The 18,759-nt window shown below is 60.7% G+C and carries 20 protein-coding genes; 9 read left to right on the top strand and 11 right to left on the bottom strand.

All coding sequences use genetic code 11. The annotated features are described in order from the left end of the window. Positions 1-13 precede the first annotated feature (13 nt). Positions 14-637, bottom strand: a complete 624-nt coding sequence (locus tag AB4Y81_RS10690; RefSeq protein ID WP_434326672.1) for a helix-turn-helix domain-containing protein — start codon at positions 635-637, stop codon at positions 14-16. 193 nt (positions 638-830) lie between these two features. On the opposite strand from AB4Y81_RS10690, the gene AB4Y81_RS10685 reads away from it, so the two are divergent. Next, positions 831-1,490 carry a gamma-glutamyl-gamma-aminobutyrate hydrolase family protein gene (locus AB4Y81_RS10685; RefSeq protein ID WP_441995804.1) on the top strand — a complete coding sequence of 220 codons (660 nt, stop codon included), beginning with the start codon at positions 831-833 and terminating at the stop codon, positions 1,488-1,490. Between the two features lie 51 nt (positions 1,491-1,541). Here AB4Y81_RS10685 and AB4Y81_RS10680 read toward each other — a convergent pair whose 3' ends face one another. From AB4Y81_RS10680 to AB4Y81_RS10650, 7 genes are all read right to left on the bottom strand, one after another. After that, positions 1,542-2,342, bottom strand: a complete 801-nt coding sequence (locus AB4Y81_RS10680; protein ID WP_434326670.1) for an SDR family NAD(P)-dependent oxidoreductase — start codon at positions 2,340-2,342, stop codon at positions 1,542-1,544. Further along, positions 2,339-3,979 carry an amidohydrolase gene (locus AB4Y81_RS10675; RefSeq protein WP_441995803.1) on the bottom strand — a complete coding sequence of 547 codons (1,641 nt, stop codon included), beginning with the start codon at positions 3,977-3,979 and terminating at the stop codon, positions 2,339-2,341. Before AB4Y81_RS10675 ends, AB4Y81_RS10680 begins: the two co-directional genes overlap by 4 nt. 76 nt (positions 3,980-4,055) lie before the next feature. Beyond that, the gene (locus AB4Y81_RS10670) at positions 4,056-5,084 is read right to left on the bottom strand and encodes an ABC transporter permease (protein ID WP_441995802.1); all 1,029 of its coding nucleotides are present in this window, start codon (positions 5,082-5,084) and stop codon (positions 4,056-4,058) included. Then, positions 5,081-6,610, bottom strand: a complete 1,530-nt coding sequence (locus AB4Y81_RS10665) for an ATP-binding cassette domain-containing protein (RefSeq protein ID WP_434326667.1) — start codon at positions 6,608-6,610, stop codon at positions 5,081-5,083. The genes AB4Y81_RS10670 and AB4Y81_RS10665 overlap by 4 nt, the downstream gene beginning before the upstream one ends. A gap of 26 nt (positions 6,611-6,636) precedes the next feature. Beyond that, a complete protein-coding gene (locus AB4Y81_RS10660; RefSeq protein ID WP_434326666.1) occupies positions 6,637-7,611 on the bottom strand; it encodes a sugar ABC transporter substrate-binding protein in 975 nt (324 codons plus the stop codon). A gap of 330 nt (positions 7,612-7,941) precedes the next feature. Beyond that, positions 7,942-8,541: a TetR/AcrR family transcriptional regulator gene (locus tag AB4Y81_RS10655; RefSeq protein WP_434326665.1), complete on the bottom strand. Its 600-nt coding sequence runs from the start codon at positions 8,539-8,541 to the stop codon at positions 7,942-7,944. Positions 8,542-8,546: 5 nt separating this feature from the next. Next, a complete protein-coding gene (locus AB4Y81_RS10650) occupies positions 8,547-9,197 on the bottom strand; it encodes a TetR/AcrR family transcriptional regulator (RefSeq protein ID WP_434326664.1) in 651 nt (216 codons plus the stop codon). 216 nt (positions 9,198-9,413) lie between these two features. On the opposite strand from AB4Y81_RS10650, the gene AB4Y81_RS10645 reads away from it, so the two are divergent. The 5 genes from AB4Y81_RS10645 to AB4Y81_RS10625 all read left to right on the top strand — a co-directional run bounded on the left by AB4Y81_RS10645 (position 9,414) and on the right by AB4Y81_RS10625 (position 14,983). Beyond that, the gene (locus AB4Y81_RS10645) at positions 9,414-10,868 is read left to right on the top strand and encodes an APC family permease (protein ID WP_441995801.1); all 1,455 of its coding nucleotides are present in this window, start codon (positions 9,414-9,416) and stop codon (positions 10,866-10,868) included. 58 nt (positions 10,869-10,926) lie between these two features. Next, positions 10,927-11,730, top strand: a complete 804-nt coding sequence (locus AB4Y81_RS10640; protein WP_434326662.1) for a MoaF C-terminal domain-containing protein — start codon at positions 10,927-10,929, stop codon at positions 11,728-11,730. Positions 11,731-11,842: 112 nt separating this feature from the next. Then, positions 11,843-12,607, top strand: coding sequence for an SDR family NAD(P)-dependent oxidoreductase (locus AB4Y81_RS10635; RefSeq protein WP_434326661.1), 765 nt, complete (start codon positions 11,843-11,845; stop codon positions 12,605-12,607). 48 nt (positions 12,608-12,655) lie between these two features. Then, positions 12,656-14,065 carry an aldehyde dehydrogenase family protein gene (locus AB4Y81_RS10630; RefSeq protein WP_434326660.1) on the top strand — a complete coding sequence of 470 codons (1,410 nt, stop codon included), beginning with the start codon at positions 12,656-12,658 and terminating at the stop codon, positions 14,063-14,065. A 93-nt stretch (positions 14,066-14,158) separates the two neighbouring features. Beyond that, positions 14,159-14,983, top strand: a complete 825-nt coding sequence (locus tag AB4Y81_RS10625) for an SDR family NAD(P)-dependent oxidoreductase (RefSeq protein ID WP_434326659.1) — start codon at positions 14,159-14,161, stop codon at positions 14,981-14,983. Between the two features lie 7 nt (positions 14,984-14,990). Here the strand turns inward: AB4Y81_RS10625 and AB4Y81_RS10620 are convergent, their stop codons facing one another. Further along, positions 14,991-15,575: a TetR/AcrR family transcriptional regulator gene (locus tag AB4Y81_RS10620; protein ID WP_434326658.1), complete on the bottom strand. Its 585-nt coding sequence runs from the start codon at positions 15,573-15,575 to the stop codon at positions 14,991-14,993. Positions 15,576-15,688: 113 nt separating this feature from the next. Here AB4Y81_RS10620 and AB4Y81_RS10615 point away from each other — a divergent pair, with 113 nt between their 5' ends. The 3 genes from AB4Y81_RS10615 (at position 15,689) to AB4Y81_RS10605 (ending at position 17,948) form a co-directional block, all read left to right on the top strand. Continuing rightward, a complete protein-coding gene (locus tag AB4Y81_RS10615) occupies positions 15,689-16,039 on the top strand; it encodes a cupin domain-containing protein (RefSeq protein ID WP_441995800.1) in 351 nt (116 codons plus the stop codon). A gap of 24 nt (positions 16,040-16,063) precedes the next feature. Beyond that, on the top strand, positions 16,064-17,377 hold the full coding sequence (locus AB4Y81_RS10610; RefSeq protein ID WP_434326656.1) for a flavin monoamine oxidase family protein: 1,314 nt from the start codon (positions 16,064-16,066) through the stop codon (positions 17,375-17,377). Between the two features lie 331 nt (positions 17,378-17,708). Continuing rightward, the gene (locus AB4Y81_RS10605) at positions 17,709-17,948 is read left to right on the top strand and encodes a hypothetical protein (protein ID WP_434326655.1); all 240 of its coding nucleotides are present in this window, start codon (positions 17,709-17,711) and stop codon (positions 17,946-17,948) included. Between the two features lie 132 nt (positions 17,949-18,080). Here AB4Y81_RS10605 and AB4Y81_RS10600 read toward each other — a convergent pair whose 3' ends face one another. Together AB4Y81_RS10600 and AB4Y81_RS10595 are read right to left on the bottom strand one after the other, a co-directional pair. Beyond that, positions 18,081-18,293, bottom strand: a complete 213-nt coding sequence (locus AB4Y81_RS10600) for a hypothetical protein (RefSeq protein ID WP_434326654.1) — start codon at positions 18,291-18,293, stop codon at positions 18,081-18,083. Positions 18,294-18,417: 124 nt separating this feature from the next. After that, on the bottom strand, positions 18,418-18,759 hold a 342-nt coding region (locus tag AB4Y81_RS10595), incomplete at its 5' end, for an aldehyde dehydrogenase family protein (RefSeq protein ID WP_441995799.1).

Genomic DNA, 18,759 nt, shown 5'->3' with positions numbered 1-18,759 from the left:
CCTGCCGGAAGTGTCAAGGGGCGGTCACGGCCAGGAAACGGATGGGCACTTCCACCAGGCGCAGCGGCCCATGAGGTCCCTCCCCTTCAAACACCAACGAATCCCCCGGGCCGAGCTCATACTCATAGGAACCGTGGCCATAAACCATTCGACCCTCCAACATGTGGATGAACTCGGTGCCGGGGTGCTGGAACTGCGGAAACACATCCGAGGCACTGGTCAGGGTCACCAGGCTTGGCTCGATGGCCCGCTCCCGCCTCTTCAAAGAACCCAGGGAACGGTATTCGTGGCCATGCCTGGTGCCGCTCCTGACGGTGACGCTGCCTTCCCCGGCTCGTGTCAGAGTTGCTTCACGTTCAGTGTCCGCACCCTGGAACAGGGCGGTAACCGGGATATTCAAACCCTGCGCCAGCCGTTGCAAGGTGGTGAGCGAAGACGACGTACTCGCTGACTCAATCTTGGAAATCATCGCCTTCGACAAGCCTGTCCGGTTTGCGAGCTCTGCAGCGGACATCTCTGCCTGGAGCCTGTGACGCTTAACTTGCGCCGCGATCACGCCCTCCAAAGGCCCCAGGATGTCCTGCACTTCCGGGGTGGCCTCCCCTGTTTCTGGTCTTTCGGGCCGCCCATTTGTCATGAACCGAGTATAAGCACGCAGCTGGTGCAGACTGTCTTCCATACTTCACTGGCTGCAGCCAGCCCACGACCCCAAAATCGTTTAGGAGCAATCATTGAATCTCAGTCGCGGCACGATAGCTGTTCCAGCACGGCTCTCTGAAGGTTCCGGGGGTGACCCTCGCATTGCCGGGGCGAACAGACTTTCTGAGGAAGTGGTCGACCTGATCAGGCTCAGGGGCTTCGAACCGGTTGTCCTCACCGATCCCGGGTCCGAACTCGCTCCCTATTCCGGGCTTGTCCTTCCTGGTGGAGGAGACATAGACCCTGCCCGGTACGGAGGATCTGCTATTGACGTCCTTTATGACATCAATCCTGCTCAGGACGAGCTCGACTTTATGCTGACGGAACAGGCATTTAGGGCCGACATTCCGATCCTGGGCATTTGCCGAGGCGCCCAGGTTATCAACGTCGTATTCGGCGGAACATTGTTTGAAGACCTTCCTCCCACTTCCGTTGAGCATTGTCGCGTCCCTCTCGAAGAAGAGGATATGGACTTCGTGTGGCACGACGTCCATGTCGTGGAAGGTACACATCTGGCCAATGCATCCAATTCCGGCCGTTTCAGTATCGCCTCCGGACACCACCAGGGAATCCATCGTTTAGGGACTGGACTCAAAGCTTCTGCTACTGCAGAGGATGGCCTTGTGGAGGCGTTCGAGAACGCAGACGGCTCAACTGTAGGTGTTCAATGGCACCCTGAAGTGGAAGGGATGAAGCCGGCCATCCGTGACGCACCATTCCGAGTGTTTGAGGCCGCAATCTCCAGGCGGAACGCCAAGGCGCGCTTCGAAAGGAGCGGCAGAACGACTTAGCCGCAGCTGTTCCCGTATCAGTGTCCACATCGAGCCAGAGGCTCCGGCCTGTCAGTGGTCGTTTTCGTACAGCAATGCCGCGACGTCCACGGCCGAGGCGCCGCCGTCGATGGGGATGATTGCGCCGGTGAGATAAGACGCGCCCTGAGAAAGAAGGAAGGATATGACTGAGGCGACTTCCGAAGGGTCGCCGGGCCTTCGTGCCGGAACGTGTTGAGTGGCAGCGTCGTAGGCTGCCTCCAAGCTGATGTCCCGCTGTTCGGCGACCATCATCAAGGCAGTTGCCGACATCTGGGTTTTGATGAGTCCAGGACACACCAAGTTGGCGCGGATGCCCTGATGGCCGAACTCAACAGCTACGGACTGCAGCATCAGCCCAAGGCCGGCTTTCGAGGCTGCGTACCCGCTCATGAATGAACTTGCCCGGAGAGCCGCAAGGGACGCGACTCCGACAATGGAGCCTCCCCCTGGACCGAAATGTGGGAGGACTGCCCTGGTCAGGCGCGCGGCGCCTACGAGATTTGTCTCGAGCATCTCCCTCCAGCGCGAGTCAGTGGTGTCCATGAAACGCCCGGCATGGGCCACCGCAGCATTAAGGACCAGCCCGTCGATCCTGCCGAATTTTTCCATGACAATGCTGACGAGTTCATCTGTTCCCGTTTCGTCAGTCATGTCCAGGGCAATGGGGAACGCGCCGGTCGCTGCGGCTGTCTCCCCAAGCAACTGGGGTCGCCGGCCGCTGATGGCGACCTCCCAGCCGGCGTCGCGTAACTGCGCCGCGGTGGCGGCACCGATTCCTGTTCCGCCGCCGGTGACGATGGCAACGGGCTTTGAATGTTTGTCGTGGTTCATGTGGCTCGGTATTCCTGTTCTGGGGATGCCGCCGGGCTAGGCCCTGCTGCGGCGCCAAGGTGGTCGTTAATGGTGGGTTCGGAGCGGTAGACGACGTCGCCTTCGAAGACGGTCATCTCGACGCGGGTTGTCCCGATATCCGAAATGGGGATTTTGAAGAGATTCCTGTCCAAGACGATGAAGTCCGCCGATTTTCCCGGCTCCAGCGTTCCTTGGATGTCTTCCTTGCCGACCGCTCGTGCTCCGGCAACGGTCACTGCTTCCAAGGCCGTGGCCAGATCAACGGAGTGCGGGCCGTGTTCGAGCATTCCTTGGAGGCCCGGGAACAAATTTGGGCTCGGCAAGACGATCCAGTCGGAACCCACAGTGAGTTTCGCGTGGTGGGACAGGACGGACTTGAACCGGAATCCGTCCTGGAGGCCGAATTCCGGGATGTGCCACAGCGCCGGAGACATTTCGGCGATGACATCCAGTTCGGCGAGCCTGGGATAGTCTGCTTCGCTGATGAACCCGGCGTGTGCCAGCTCGTGACTTGGGCCTCCGGCGCCGTTCCTTTTCCGCACCTGTTCGATGGCGTTCAGGGCTGCCCGTATGGCTCCTTCACCAGCGCAGTGGATCTTGACTTGAAGACCATCAGAGTCGAACTTCGCCAGTGCTTCGATAAGTTCGCTCTGCGGGACCAGGATCTTCGACTCGTCGATCTCGTCCTCCAGCAGATCTGATTGCGTGCAGTGCGGCGGCAGTGGGGCTCCGTCCAACCAGATTTTGATGAACGAAGTATCGACGTGGGGGCTTGCCCAGGCGTGTCGGTCTGCGATCAAGGCTTCAAGCTCAGCGGCCGTTGCCATACCGAAACCTTCCTCCCGCCACACCAGGTGCGCGGCTACCCGGACCTTGASYTGCTTACGGGAGTCAAGGGTTTTGAATGCTGCCAGGGCCTGAGGTGAGGCGGATGCTTCCTGAACGGAGGTAATGCCATATTGATTGCATTGCTGCACAGCCCAGTTCACGGCATCAAGGTAGACATCCTCGGTGTAGTCCGGGATGGCGCTTTGCACCGGCCAGGTGGCTTGTTCCACCAGTTCGCCGGTGAGCTGGCCCGTCGTCGAATCTCTAAGAAATCTTCCTCCGGGCGTTTCCGGGGGCTGTCCCGATTCCAATCCGGCCAGTTCCAGCGCCCTGGCGTTGGCGAGGCCGTGGTGGATTGAGTAGTCGTAGAGGAACACCGGGGTTTCGGGGAAAGCTTCACTGAGGTGGTGATTGTCGACGCCGTGGGTGAAGTTGGCGGGCATGAACTCGCCGCCGATGATCCACTGGTTTCCGTGCCTGTCCGTGGGTCCTGAGCATTGGCAGTTCCGGAGGTCTTCGATGATTTGTTCAGCGTCGGCGCCGGGCGAAAGCCGTGCTTCGTATGTGAATTTGAGGCCACTGAACAAAAGGTGGAGGTGCGCATCGTGGATGCCGGGCATGACCATGCGCCCTTGGAGGTCCACCTGTTCGGCGCCGCCGGAAAGGTCCTGGAGATCCCGCGCGGTGCCCACCGCCCTGATGCGTCCGTCGGAAACCCATATCGCCTCGGCCCACGGCTGAGCGGTGTTCCCTGTGTAAATCTCGCCATTGAGGTAAATGGTCGACATGTCTGCTCCTGTAGGTCTGCCCGCCGTACTGGTGATGGCGGACGGCCCTGTTGTTGAAGGGATCTTGGTACCAGGTCTACTTGTTCAAGGACAAGAGTTCAGGGCGCTTCGGACCGGCCGGGTCCTGCTCGATGAATTTCCTGGCTCGGGCCTGCCAGGCGGAGCGGATGATTCGCTGGATGGACTTGTCCAGTGCCACTGCCACAACCAGCGTCAGGCCAACCAGAACCGTTTGGAGGTAGGCGGAAACACCCAGGATGACGAGCCCATTGCGCAGTACGCCCACGAACAACAGACCGGCCACGACTCCACTGATACGGCCGGTGCCACCTTCGAAGGCAATGCCGCCCAGGAGGACGACGGTCAGTGCGGTCAGTTCCATACCATTGCCCGCTGCCGGGCTGACAGCCGCCAGTTTCGCCGAAAGCATCATCCCTGCCACCGCCGAAAGCGCACCCGTGACAACGAAAACCCAGAACTTGGTGGCCTCGACGCGGACGCCCATCAGATGGGCGGCGCGGTTGTTCCCGCCGACGGCCAGGATCTGCTTGCCCTTCGCCGTTCGGTTGAGGATGTACCAAGCGGCTGYGACGGCGACGATGAGGATGGCGATTTGCAGCGGTATGAAGCCGATGGAGAATGTGCCGAGTCTGGTGAAGTCCTTAGGCAGGCCAGTCAGTGTTTTGCCGCCGCTGAGAAGGAAAGCCAGTCCGTTCCAAACGCTCAAAAAGCCGAGCGTCACGACGAATGTATTGAGGCCCAGATAAGCCACCAGGAAGCCATTGACGGCCCCGGCGAAGATTCCGAATGCCAGGCCCGCCAGCATCCCGAGAACGACGTTGCCGCTTGCGAGCAATGCGTAGCCTGCTATGACAGCTGAACAGGACGCTATGGCGCCTACAGAGAGGTCGGCGCATCCCATCATGACTACAAATGCCACAGGGAGGGCGATGATCCCCAGCTCGGCAATCTGCAGCAGGATGGTTGACCCATTGTTGAACGAGAGGAATCTGGGGTTGAGTGCGGCGAAGATGAGGGCCATAACGAGCAATGCGCCAAACACGCCGTTTTGGGCAAGAACAATCTTGATCTTTTCAATGCTCATTGGAGTTGCTTTCTATCAGAATCATGAAGGGGAATTGCGGTCCGGCTTTGGGCGCTGTCTGCTGCGAGCGTGAGGAGGCTGTCCAGCAGGTTCTCGTCAGTAAGGTCTTCCCCAGTGAGCTCACGGATCCGGCCTTGGTAGAGGACGTAGCTTCGATCACACATGCTGGCGATCTCGTCGGACTCGGCCGAGGCCACAAGGACTGTGGTTCCCTCAGCGGCGAGGCGACGAAGGGAACGGACAATATCGACTTTGGCTCCGAAGTCGACCCCTTGCATGGGTTGTGCCAGAAGCAAGAGCCGGGGCCTCTTGGGGAACATCCACCGCGCAAGCAAGTGCTTTTGCCGGTTTCCGCCGCTGAACTCCGCGATTGGTTCCTCTCCGGTGGGGCCATGGACGTTGAGTTGCTTTCGGGAATTGGCATAGAGCTGCGTTCCTGCACGGCTGGTCCACCAACCTCCGCCCAGGTTGGAAAGCCACGGAAGCAAGACGTTCATGCTGGCCGATACGGTGGGAAGCAAGCCATCTTTTTCCCGGTCGGCGGGGACATAGTGGATACCTCCCCGAAGCGCGTTTGCTGGTTTTGTTGGCTTGTAGGGGTGGCCATCCAGCAGGACCGCATCCATTGACCGGCCCACTCCGTAGAGGCTTTCGAGCAGCGAAAATTGCTCTCCGGCGGCCATTCCAAAGAGGCCTACCACTTCCCCGGCGAAACCACTGATCTTGCCATTACCGAACGGGAATTCGACGGCGACCCCTCGCGTAGCTGAGTTGGTCAGTTCTGGTTTGGAGACTCCGGGGGCCAGTGCCTGGGCTAGGTCGCGGGCGGTGATGCCGGCCGCGGGACGGTCAGCGATCAGCCGACCACCGCTCATCACGACGATCCGGTTACAGACATCGAGGATGTCCGGCAATCTATGGGAGACGTAGATGACGGAGGTTCCGGTGGCTGCAAATTCCCTGATGAGTTGGTGCAAGGCTGCCGTTTCCTGCGCCCCGAGAGCAGCTGTGGGTTCATCCAGAAGCAGGGCTTTGATCTCACCCTCGAGTACTCCCCGGGCAAGGTCTACGAGTTGCCTTTGCCCGAGGGACAGGGTGGCAACGGGGTGGTCCAGCGCAATCTTCGCCCCGACCTTTGCCAACACTTCACGGGCCGCCTTGCGCCGCACCTCGAGCCCGCCGCGTCGGCTGCGACCCAGTTCCAGGTTGTCGAAAACGCTGAGGTTCCTGGCCAGTGCCGGTTCCTGGTGCACCACTGTTACCCCAAGTTCCGCGAACTCCCGCGGAGAGCTACCCTTGGGCACTTCCACTCCATCAATGGCGAAGTAACCCCCGCTGGGTTTGACGGCGCCGGTAGCGACGTTCAGGACGGTCGATTTTCCAGCACCGTTGTGCCCAAGGAGTCCAACAATTTCCCCTGGGCGCATGGTCAGGGTGAAATCATCCACGGCCTTGGTAGCGCCGAACTCAACTGTCAGGTTCTGGAATGTCACGCGACTCGCGACGTCGTCGCTATTCGGCGTCATGACGCTCACCTCAATCGTTGAGTCGATCACTTGGACATCATGTCTGCAGCGGTGTCCTTGGTGACGTGCCGCGTGGGTACATTGATGTCGCCTGCAGGATTGCCGTCGGCCGCTGAGATCAAAAGCTTGGCGTCCGCTTCGGCCAGATCTTTCGGGGACCACACGTGGGTTTCACGCCAGATGTCGTTGCCCGTCTGGATGAGCTTGAAGACCTCATCGTTCCCGTCGGTAGCGGAGACATAGCGGTCGGGGTCAGTGGCGCTGACGCCGCTGTCGAGGACGGCCTGACGGGCGCCGAGCATCATGTCGGCACCGATGCCGAGCCAGATCTTTGTTTGCGGGTGGGCTACGAGTTGGGTCTGCGCGGCTTTGTAGCCGTCGTCCCGGGAAGATGCTTCAAGGTTGAAAATGCTCGCATTTGCACCACTGGCCTTGAGTCCTTCGGTGATTCCTTCTGCCTGTAGGCGACCGAGGTCGGCGCGCGTATCCGCCAGCAGTCCTACCTCGACTGCTTGGTTGGCGTACTTCGATTTGATCCAGTCCCCGGCCGCTTGGCCAACTTCAGCGCCTGCGCCTTTGACGTCAAGAATGAGCTGGCCGGAAGTGCCTTCCCATGAACCTGCGTATCCGATGACCGGAATGTTGGCCGATTTGGCATGGGCGGTGACAGCAACCATGGAGTCCGCTTGCACCGGGAAGCCCATGATGGCCTTCACGTCGCCGCGTTGGATCCAGCTGGTCCAGTCGTTGACCTGTGTTTGGATGGCCCAGTTAGGGTTGTCTGCCAGCAGTTCGTAGCCGGCCTTTTCCACAATGGGTTGCATCAGATCGATCTGCTGCTTCCAGATGTTTACGTCATGGGTAGGGAAACTCATGGCCACGGCACCTTTGCGCGTGGAGCCGTCCGAGCTTCCAGCACCTTCGGCGCTGGCACAGCCTGTGAGGAGCGCCGCGGAAGCCGTGACGAGGACGGCGGCTCGTGCGAATGCAGAGAATTTCATGGGAGTCCTCAGAGTCAGGAGGGATTGATGAGTGAAACGACGCCTTTCAGCGCATGACTGATGAGAACGGCGTCATGCTTTGGGGGCGCTGTGGGAGAGGTATTGAGGTTGATGGCGCAGGTGGGTCATCTACCTGTGACGACCACCACGTTGCTAAAAATATACGTTTGTCTAGTTTCGAGCGTCAAGACTTTGACTAAACAAATGGAGAGTTTCTTTCCGGGGAGAGCACACCCCGCTACTGCCGCGAGATCGGCGTTTACCGCCGTCGGCGTCGACAACGCAGCACCAACATGGCCGCGGATTTATCGCGCCCCGCGCCAAAGCGGGCTACGGTCTGTGGCGCGCGGCGGGGGCCTCGGGGCGATTGCGGGTTGGCGACACAGCGTCGAGCAATCGCCCGAGTTCAACAATGGCCTCCCGGATGGGTGCCTCGCTTCCGACAGCGAGGAACTGAAGAACCAGCCCGTTCAGGGACGCGAACACCAGGCGGGCCAATTCCTTCGGGGAGCCTTCGTTTCCATGGATTCCCCGCCCGCGCAGGCCACGCTCGATAGTTGAGATGTAGTTCTCGTAGAGGCGTTCAATCAGCGCTCTTATCTCGGGTCTCCCGCGTGCTTCCAGCACCATCCGGGCTTGGAACATCTCAATCTCGGGATCCGAAACCAGGGACGCCAGCAACTGATCGGCGAAACTTCCATCGAATCCCTCGGCCCTCGCGAGGCCGGTTTCGGTGATCGCGCGCTCCACGGCTGACTCCGTGGCTGCTGCAACAAGGCCGTCCAGCGACCCGAAATGAAGCGCCACCAGCCCATGATTCACGCCAGCGCGGGCCGCGACCGACCGGTGGGTGAGTCCCTGAATGCCTTTTTCGGCCACGATTTCTATGGCCGCGCGCACCAAGGCGTCACGTCCGGCCCCATACGCCACGGACACTACTCCATGAACAGCACAGCGGCGCCAGCGCTACCGTGCGCGGAATTGAAGGAGGGGCGGCCGGCATCGCGACCCTTGGAAGCCTCAACAAGTTCGAGCAGGCGCCCCACTTCAACCACGGCAGCCCGGATCCTGACCGGGTCACTGATGGTCAGGAACTGCAACATCAGTCCGTCGAGCGCGGCAAATATGGCCAGCGAGAAACCATCGTCAGGCGTCAGGCCACGCTCCCGAAGAGCAGCCTCAACGGTTCGCACATAGTTTGCATACAGCCGCTCCACGAGTGCTCGAACCTCGGGGTTTCTTCGCGATTCGAGCAACATTTCAAACTGGAACAGCTGCAGCTCGGGTTCGGCAGCCACGGTAGCAATGAGTGCATCCGCGAAGCCCTCGCCGAAGTCGACCAGGTGCTCCAGGCCCGTCTCCTCGATGGACCGCTGCACAGCCCATTCCATGGTTGCGGCCAGGAGGCCCTCCAGAGACCCGAAGTGATGAGTGACCAACGTGTGGTTCACCCCCGCCTTCGCCGCGACCGCGCGATACGTGACACCCTTGAGGCCCCTCTCCCCCACGACGGCGAGCACTGCCGACAAGAGTGCGTCGCGCCCGTCACCGTATGGCAAGCGTGAAGAGGTTTGAGGTTGCGTCATGCTTCGAGTCTAGCCCCAGCCGGCGCTTACCCGTGAGGCATTGACAGCCAGAACTAAACAGACGTAGAGTTTTGTTTGTGGCTTCGGTCACTTCACTTGACGTCAAAAGCTCCAGCACTTCCCTGACACGTCAGCGCACAGTCGCGCAGTTATGCAGGGCTTCCCAAACCCTTTCGCAGTAGCATCACGCCTCTGCACTCCTGAAAGAGCCAACGCATGAACCAAGATTCAGTCGAATCCTCCACCACCATCGGGTTGGAAGAGCGCGGAGACTCCGCCGCTCCGGTGCGCTTGCGGGCGAACAAGCTCGGTGTCCTGGCCATCGCCTTTTTTGCCATCGCAGCGGCCGCCCCCATGGCCGCCGTGGTGGGGGCCAGCCCAGTGCTGTTTTCTGCCAGCGGTGCCGGAACTCCCATCATTTATGTGATTGCAGCGCTGCTGGTTGCCCTGTTCTCGGTGGGCTACCTGCGCATGAGCCAACACATCACCAACGCCGGCGGCTTCGTTGCCTACATGGCCAAGGGCCTCGGGAACAAGTGGGCCACCGGTGGCGCAGGTATTGCCATTCTCACTTATCTCAGCTTGCAGGTGGGCCTGTGGTCACAGTTTGGCGCCTTTGCGCAGTTGCTCGTCGAAGGGCTGACCGGCCTCAGCGTTCCGGTCTACCTTTGGATTGCCATCCTCCTTGCTGTTGTCACCGGTTTGACGATGCGGGGCGTCGATGCCAGCCTCAAAGTCCTCGGAGTACTGATCCTCGGCGAGACGTTCGCTGTAGCGGCACTGGTGATCTCCCTGATCGCGCAAAAAGGTTTCAGCGTCTTCACTTTCGAAGGATTCACCGGATCCGCCGTGTTCGGCCCGGGCTTGGGCATCTCCCTGCTCTTTGCGTTTGCTTGCTTTACGAGCTTTGAGGCCACCGTCGYTTTTGCCGAAGAAGCCAAGGATCCCCGACGCACCATACCCCGGGCTGCCTACTTCGTCATCGCCTTTGTGGGCGTTTTCTACGCCATCTCAACATGGACCATCAGCGGCGCTATCGGTATCGACAACATCCAGACTGTCGCCACGGAGAATCCTGCCGGCATGATTTTCGACCTTGCCGACGCCAGCGCAGGCTACTGGCTGAGTGTAACCATGCAAGTTCTGGTGGTCACCAGCTTCCTGGCCATGCTGCTGGGGTTGTCGAACATGTTTTCCCGCTACTTGTTCTCGCTCGGAAGGGCCGGGGCCCTTCCAGTGCAGCTGTCCGCCGTCTCCAAGTCCGGGGCTCCCCATGTCGCAGGTTTCATTAATGGCGCCGTGGTCCTGGTCATCATCAGCGCTTTCCTGCTCTCCGGAGCAGATCCCATCACGACTGTCTTCTCGTGGTTCGTTGCCCTAGGAACTGCCGGATTCATCACGATCCTCCTCGTGACCTCCGCTGCGATCATAGTGTTCTTCGCCAAGAACCGGATGCGAGACAACCTCTGGGTGACGGTCATCGCCCCCGCACTGTCCTTCCTGGCCTTTGTCGTCATCGGCTACCTCACCTTGGACAACTACGACGCCCTCCTCGGAGGAGCAGGCGGGGTGGCCCGCTGGCTGCTTCTGGGTATCCCCGTCTTCTTCATTGCCGGACTTGCCCGCGGAACACAAAAACCGTCCATCAACTTCGCCGCTGTCATCGGCTGACAACGCGCGCGCATACCAACTGTCCGTACCAATGAAAATTCACAATAAGGAACTACACATGACCTCAACAGACATCCAGGACTACATCCCCGAAGACCAGTGGCCTCCCGTCTCGGCCATGCTTGAAGGCTTCGGAGACCAGACCCTGCCTGCCTCCCCCGCTCTCGCCGGCACCACACTGAGTATCCCCTCGGATGATGAAGCAAGTGCGACCTACCGTTTTGACGACGCAGCCACCGTCACGTGGACGGAGACCCGTGAAGGCGACGAAACCAGTGGAACGGCCACTTACAAGGCCATCGAAGCCCGCAGCGGAATCTTCATTATCGACTTCGTCCGCGGCGATGCTCTCGAGGCTGAAAACGTCACCATCATCTGGGACCACAACACCGGAGCTGTCACCTCCGGCTTGTCCTACTTCGTAGTCCCCGAGGGACGAACGCGAAGCACCACGGAATTCAATCAAGGGAACTCGAAGGGATCATCACTGCGTCACGAACGCTCCTCGGCCCTGGTGGGCAAGCGGATCTTCTACCGCTACAGCGACGTCGAAACGTACGAACACATCTACCTCAACCCCGGCACGTTCACGTGGAACTGCATTCGCGGTGGTGAGGCCGGCCTTGCAGACACCGACCGCTGCATGACCTGGGAGGTCGCTGTAGACCTCTTCATCTTCTTCTGGACCGAAAAGGTCATGTGTGTCGAGGCCGTGCTTCTGGTCGATCTGCGCGAGAATCGCTCCATTGGCCGCATGTTCGGTTGGGACGACCCCGCAAACGAACCCGTCATCCTCCCATTCAACTCCAGGCTCAGCGTCCTGAACACCACAGAATACCCGGAAGACTTCCACAAGGAATAAAGGAAACTCGGGGGTCCGCCGGCAAGCGGACCCCCGCGCTACCTGACGTAATCGAATTCCCCGAAACGGAAGAACAAATGACATCCGCCGCTGAGGACACCAGGGAGAACCAATGGACTTGCACTTGAGCGACCTTGTAGTCCTCGTGACAGGCGGCGCTTCAGGCATTGGCTTGGCCTGCGTGGAAGCAGCCCTGGCCGAAGGCGCCAATGTGGCGATCGCCGACCGCAACCCGCGGGGCGTCGAGTTGGCAGACAGCCTCAGCAGAGATGGTCACGATGTCGTCTTCACCCAGGCCGATCTCAGCATCGAACCGGACGTCCGCCAGTGCGTAAAGGAAACACTGGACCGTTTCGGCCGGATTGATGTGGTCATCGCCTGCGCCGGCGTGTCAGGGCCCGTCGGCGTCAGCACAGAAAACATCACGGTCGAACAATGGGACCAGGTCATGGCGGTCAATGTTCGAGGCAACTTCCTCCTTGCCAAGCACACGGTTCCGCATCTGCGCCAGAGCGGCGCTGCAGCCATGGTGTTCCTGGCCTCAGACTCAGCAATGGTGGCCTTTGAAGGCATGGTCCCATACACCACTTCCAAGGGCGCGCTCCTGATGCTGACCAAGGCCCTCTCGGTCGAACACCCAGGGATACGGGTTAACTGCCTGTCCCCCAGCGTCGTCGACACCCCCATGTCGCGCACCGACCTGGGCCGCCAGGACGGCTTTGTAGACGCCAACCTTCCCGTCATGCATCCCCAGCAAGTTGCAGCACATGCCCTGTTCCTGGCCTCCCCAGCCAGTGCACCGATCAACGGAACCAGCCTCTTGGCCGACCACGGGTACCTCGCGCGATCAGCCCAGCCGGTCCTTGAGTTCAGCTGAAGTCAGCCGTAATTATCACCAAACCATCCCTCAACGAGGAGAGAAAACATGAAGACCAAAGTATCCTGGCTCGATCACATCACCGCCCACAACGGACCCAGCCGCACCATCCTGGACCCTGCCACCGGCGAAACAGTCGGCGAAGCGCCCATTCATGACCTCGACTTCCTTGAGCGCACTGTCGCCGCAGCACACGCAGCGCAGCCGGCTTGGGCCGCCCTTGGGCACGAAGGCCGGTCTGAGGCCCTGCTCAAAGCCGCTGATGCTGTCGAGCGCTCCGCTGAAGAACTTGCGCAAATCCTTTCTCGGGAGCAGGGCAAGCCCCTCAACGGGCCGAATGCACGCTTCGAAGTGGGCGCTTGCGCCGCATGGCTGCGCGCAGCGGCGACCATCCCCCTCGAGCCGGAAACCGTGGTCGACGACGGCCAGACCTTTGCCCGGATGAGCTACAAGCCCATCGGCGTCGTCGCGGCAATTGGTCCGTGGAATTGGCCCATGATGATCGCCGTGTGGCAGTTCGCCCCGGCCTTGCGCATGGGAAACAGCGTGGTGGTCAAGCCCTCGGGGAACACTCCACTGTCCGTTCTGGCGCTGGTAAACGTCATCAATGAAGCTTTGCCCGAAGGCATACTTTCAGCTGTGTCGTGCGGGCGCGAAGTGGGTGGCCGGCTGACAGAGCACCCTGCCATTGGCAAGGTCATGTTCACCGGCTCCACCGCGGCCGGGCGGGCGATCATCAAATCGTCCGCCGATACCGTCAAGAGGCTGACGCTGGAACTGGGTGGAAACGATGCGGGCATCGTGCTCCCGGATGCTGACCCCAAGGCCATCGCAGAAGACCTCTTCTGGGGCGCGTTCATTAACACCGGGCAGACTTGCGCAGCCCTGAAGCGACTGTACGTTCACGAGGACATCTACGATGCCGTGTGCGAGGAACTGACCAAGGTCGCCGCCTCGATGCCTATGGGCAACGGCCTGGACGAAAACAGCGTCCTGGGTCCCCTGCAGAACAAGTCCCAGTACGACATCGTGACAAACCTCGTCAATGCCGCCAAGGAGTCCGGCGCCCGGGTCCTGCTGGGAGGCAACCCCGATACAAGCCAGCCCGGCTACTTCTACCCCACGACTTTGGTGGCCGACATCGACAACGACAACCCGCTGGTCGCAGAAGAACAGTTCGGTCCGGCGCTCCCGATCATCAAGTACAGCACCGTTGACGAGGCCGTCGCCAAGGCGAACGGGCTCGACGTCGGGCTCGGCGCCTCAGTCTGGAGCAGCGACATCGAAGCAGCCCGCGAAGTGGCGGCCCGAATCGAAGCAGGCACGGTGTGGATCAACAAGCACGGCACCGTTGACCCGCGGATTCCTTTCGGCGGAGCGAAGCAGTCCGGCTACGGTCTCGAGTTCGGCGTCGAGGGCCTGAAGGCCTTGGGAGTGCCCCAGGTCATCAACGGCTAAACCCTTTAGAACGGGTGATACCCGGTCGCCTATACGCGCGGGTATCACCCGTTGTTCTGCCTCAGCTTTCGCCCAGCAATGCAAGGAGTCACCATGAGCAGTCCTCCAGTAGCCATCATCACCGGCGGAGGCTCGGGAATCGGCGGCGCTACTGCCGCCCGGCTCCGTGCCGAAGGATGGGAAGTCGTCATTTCCGGCCGTCGTCCCGAACCTTTGCAGCTGATTGCCGAGCAAACGGGGGCCGTCCCGGTAGTAGCCGATACCTACTCCCAACCCGACGTCACAAAGCTGGTCGAATCAACTTTTGAACGGTTCGGCTCAGTGAACGGTCTGGTCCTGAACGCGGGGATTGTCCGCCCGGGATCCGTGGGAGAACTTGCAGATGATGACTGGGACGACATGATGAGGACAAACCTCACCGGCCCCTTCCGGCTGGTCCGGGAAGCACTGCCTCATCTCCTTGCTTCCCAGGGAGCTATCGTGGGCGTCGCCTCTGCCGCCGCGCTGAGGGCAACGGAAGCAATAGCCGGGTACTGCGCATCCAAAGCCGGACTGACGATGCTCATGCAGTCCATAGCCGTGGACTACGGACCTCGGGGCCTCCGCGCCAACGCTGTATGCCCGGGCTGGACGCGGACCGAGATGGCGGACGTGGAAATGCAGGAATACGGGGCGGACCTGGGATTAGGCCCGGAAGAGGCCTACCGGACAGCGACGTCTTTCGTACCTGCCCGCAGACCCGCCCAAGCAAGCGAGGTGGCCGACGTTATCTCCTGGCTGCTTTCGAATAAAGCCTCCTACATCAATGCAGCAGTCATACCCGTGGATGGCGGAATGGTGTCAGTCGATCCCGGAAGCCTTGGATTCAGCGCCATGACGACGGCGGCATTGACAAGCAAAGCCACCATGCAGCCCTGAGAAGGGACTATCCGGACTCGCCCGCAGCTGCTGCCACCTGTCCTCCGAGCGAATTCCAGAGGTACCGGATGGCAGCCTCCACGCCGGCTGGGTTGCCACCGGCGAGCAACTGCAGCACTAGGCCGTCCAAGGCAGCAAAAGTAGCCTGCGCCGCTCCTTTGTCGTCACCGAGCCCCGCCTTCCTTAACCCCTCGGAAAGTGCTTCGACGTAGCTCTCATAGAGCTGTCCCACCGCTTGGGCCAGTTCAGGTCGCCTCCGGGCCTCAAGAATCATCTCGTACTGAAAAATCTGCATGTCCGGGTCTGCGCCGATGAGGGCCATGATGCTTGCACAAAACTCGTCTTCCGTCGATGGAAGTTCCCCCAGCTTGGAGAGACCGATCGACTGCCTGACGGACCAGTCCAGCGCCGCTTCGATGAGAGCATCCCTTGTTCCGAAGTGGTGCACCACCAAGGTGTTATTGACCCCTGCCAGCTCGGCCACCGCGCGAAAGGTCAAACCCCGAAGCCCTTTCCGGGCAACCACGTGCACGGTCGCGGCCAATAGTGCGTCGCGGCCTGTGCCGTACCCGGTGTGCTTCGTAGCAATCATGAACCAGATTCTAACGGTTGCTGTTGGGCTATTGACATGAAAACTATGCATCTGCTTAGCTGTGATAAGCCACACAACTAAGCGGATGCTTAGTTCATTTCAAGGAGGAAACCATGACTTCTACCCCAGCAACCGGATTCACCGTTCACGACGCCTACGATGCGACGAAGTTCGAACCCTTTGAGCTTGGCCAGGTTCAGTGGGTCCGTCGCCCGGGTGACGGCAACCGGCCCGCTCTCTCGGCCGGATTCTGGCAGGTGACCACCACGGAGGCACCCGAGCCTTTCGATCTGCTGATCCACGCCGACGAGACCATCCACATCATCGAAGGACACCTGCGCATCGAAGTCGAAGGTGGCGAAAGCTTCGACCTGCGCCCCGGCTCGGYCGCATCCTTTAACAAGGGTGCCCAGACCAGGTGGACTGTTCTCGAAGACACCACCGAGTTCTTCGTTTACTCCTGAGCACACAGAGAACAGGGCTCCACCGTGTCCAACACCAACTCCCAAACCCAACACTCCGACGTCGTCATTATTGGCGCCGGGTTTGCCGGACTGACCGCCGCCCGGGAACTCCGCCAGGCAGGGCTGTCAGTCACGGTCCTAGAAGCACTCGACCGGATTGGCGGCCGGACCTGGCTGGATCGGCGCATGGGCGTCGACCTGGAAATCGGCGGCACCTGGGTCCACTGGACCCAACCGTACGTCTGGGCCGAAATGAAGCGTTATGGCATCGGCACGGTCCAAAGCCCCGTCCCCGGGACCGCCTACTGGTACGCAGCCGGCAAACGATACCAAGGAAATCCCGAAGAACTGCTGGCACTCCTCGATGGACCCAACCGCAAGCTTACTGAGAGCTCCCGCGAGTATTTCCCGCAACCATTCGCCCCCTTCACCAATCCCGCGATCTCAGCCATCGACGACATCCCGCTCCCCAAGAAGATCGCCCAACTCAACCTCAGCGATCAAGAGCAAGATGTTCTCGAGTCCTTTTGGACCCTAAACTTCAACGGTCCCCTTGACGACGCCGCGCTAACCCAGGCCTTGCGCTGGGTCGCGCTGACCAACGGTGACTGGATGGTGACTTTCGAAGCGTGCGCCACCTACAAGATCGTCGGCGGAACCAAGACCCTGATCGACCACATCGCCGCAGGTACTGAGGTGCGCTTTGGAAACACCGTCACTGCGATCGAGCACGGCCCTGGCGGCGCTACGGTTCGCACTACCGACGGCAAGAAATTCCGCGCTGGCAATGTCGTCTGCACCATCCCATTGGGAAGCTTGGGGACGGTCGCTTTCAACCCCGTTCTTCCCGCAGCGGGCCAGCAGGCGATCAACGTTGGCCAAATATCGCAGGGGGTCAAGGCATGGATCACCGTCAAAAGTGAGGTTACACCGTTCGTTTCCCTTGGCTCGGCCAGCTGGCCGCTGAACTTCGTCCAGACCGAATACCATCACGACGGGAACACCATCCTTGTGGCTTTCGGTCCGGAAGCCTCCCGATTGGATGCCACGTCACGCGATGAAGTTCAAGCAGCCATCGACCTGCTCATTCCCGGCTTGGAAGTCCTGGACGTTGCCAGCCATGACTGGACCAACGACCCCCTGGCCGGAGAGACGTGGCCCATGCACCGGACCGGCTTCCTCACCGAATCCCTTCCCGCCCTTCAGCAGCTCCAAGGCAGTCTCCGGATCGCCGGGGCTGACTACGCGAATGGATGGGGCGGCTTCATAGACGGCGCTATCGAGAGCGGGTTGGAAGCGGCCCGAGGCATCATTCAAGCCTCCCGGGGCCCTTCATAATCAGGACAACATCTCTGAACCCGAAAAGAGCCCCGGAGGCTGAGTCCACCTCCGGGGCGCTTCCGCCGTAAATCGGTACTGCCGCAAATGGCGGGAAGCCCTGTTGGCTGCAACCATGTTCGTTGTCGCGCGCAAACGTCTCAGGGGTGCGACTTTCCGGGCGGTCGCCGACCAGGCTGGTGTCAACAACTCTCTTGTTGCCCATCATTTCGGCACGTGCGATGCGTTCATACAGGCTGCCTTGCAATGGTCGGTCCAGCAATCCATCGGTATGTCGCAGCTGTAAGCACTCCCGGGAACGGAAGAAGAGTTCTGCCAGAGCATCCTGGCGTTGATAGCCGAGAACTCGGATCTGCAAATTTTTCAGTACGAGATGATCCTTGAGGCACGTCGCAGACCCGAGCTTGGCGTGTCCGTACGGAAGCTTTACTCCAGCTACGTCTCCGCACCTTCGGACGGGCTGCGCCGGATCGGAGTCGATACAGGGGCCGGTACTGCGGGAGGCAGTCTTCGCGGCCCTGGATGGGCTGGTCCTCCAGCATCTTGCCGGGGTGGATCCCTCGGGAGTTGAGAAAGCGATCCGATACCTCTGGGCATCCCTGGGCAGCAACGTCCGCGAGCCGGTCCCCAACGCCTGACACCATCCATCAGAGCCCTACCCGCGACGGACACACTGGACCTATTTCCGCGTCGACACCACCTGTCAGGTCAAGCGCCAGATCTTGAAATCGCCGGCGTTCAGAATTTGCCGGTCTCCACTGGACTGCCTCCGCACCCAGAGCACACCCAGCTCCGGAGCTGTTTCCTCCACGCGCAGCGGGTCCTGGACATAGGGATCGTCCGCGATGGCCACCATTTCACCGGCCTTCAGAACAGACCAATCCTTCACTTCAACTGCATGCTTGCTCTGTTTCATGGGGTTCCTCGCTTCCTGGTGGACTGGACTGCTGTGACTGCAATGGCTCTTACGGCGGGAATCTCCCTTTGCCGAGTGAGCGGCACGGCGGGTGTGCGGCCCGCCGTGCCGTCCGGGTGTTCATTTAGCCGTTGATGACCTGGGGAACGCCGAGRGCTTTGAGGCCYTCGRCGCCGAAYTCCAGRCCGTAGCCGGACTGCTTSGCACCACCGAACGGGATGCGKGGGTCTACGGCGCCGTGCTTGTTGATCCAYACRGTGCCGGCCTGGATCCGTGAGGCGACTTCCCGGGCSGCRYCCARGTCSGAKGACCAGACKGAGGCGCCCAGTCCGACGTCGAGCGCGTTCGCCTTGGCGACGGCCTCGTCAACGGTGCTGTACTTGATGATCGGCAGCGCGGGTCCGAACTGTTCTTCAGCCACCAGCGGGTTGTCGTTATCGATGTCCGCCACCAGGGTGGTCGGGTA

Source organism: Paenarthrobacter sp. TAF1, from assembly GCF_052113825.1.
Lineage (GTDB): Bacteria > Actinomycetota > Actinomycetes > Actinomycetales > Micrococcaceae > Arthrobacter > Arthrobacter nicotinovorans.
The sequence above is the reverse complement of the archived record's forward strand: the minus strand, read 5'-3'. Positions and strand labels throughout refer to the sequence as shown.

Bases quoted from the DNA above. Each gene is read 5' to 3' on its own strand.
- AB4Y81_RS10680 (WP_434326670.1), bottom strand. From the start codon at position 2,342: ATGAACCACGACAAACATTCAAAGCCCGTTGCCATCGTCACCGGCGGC.
- AB4Y81_RS10640 (WP_434326662.1), top strand. From the start codon at position 10,927: ATGACCTCAACAGACATCCAGGACTACATCCCCGAAGACCAGTGGCCT.
- AB4Y81_RS10690 (WP_434326672.1), bottom strand. From the start codon at position 637: ATGACAAATGGGCGGCCCGAAAGACCAGAAACAGGGGAGGCCACCCCG.
- AB4Y81_RS10630 (WP_434326660.1), top strand. From the start codon at position 12,656: ATGAAGACCAAAGTATCCTGGCTCGATCACATCACCGCCCACAACGGA.
- AB4Y81_RS10665 (WP_434326667.1), bottom strand. From the start codon at position 6,610: ATGACGCCGAATAGCGACGACGTCGCGAGTCGCGTGACATTCCAGAAC.
- AB4Y81_RS10625 (WP_434326659.1), top strand. From the start codon at position 14,159: ATGAGCAGTCCTCCAGTAGCCATCATCACCGGCGGAGGCTCGGGAATC.
- AB4Y81_RS10620 (WP_434326658.1), bottom strand. From the start codon at position 15,575: ATGATTGCTACGAAGCACACCGGGTACGGCACAGGCCGCGACGCACTA.
- AB4Y81_RS10635 (WP_434326661.1), top strand. From the start codon at position 11,843: ATGGACTTGCACTTGAGCGACCTTGTAGTCCTCGTGACAGGCGGCGCT.
- AB4Y81_RS10650 (WP_434326664.1), bottom strand. From the start codon at position 9,197: ATGACGCAACCTCAAACCTCTTCACGCTTGCCATACGGTGACGGGCGC.
- AB4Y81_RS10660 (WP_434326666.1), bottom strand. From the start codon at position 7,611: ATGAAATTCTCTGCATTCGCACGAGCCGCCGTCCTCGTCACGGCTTCC.
- AB4Y81_RS10600 (WP_434326654.1), bottom strand. From the start codon at position 18,293: ATGAAACAGAGCAAGCATGCAGTTGAAGTGAAGGATTGGTCTGTTCTG.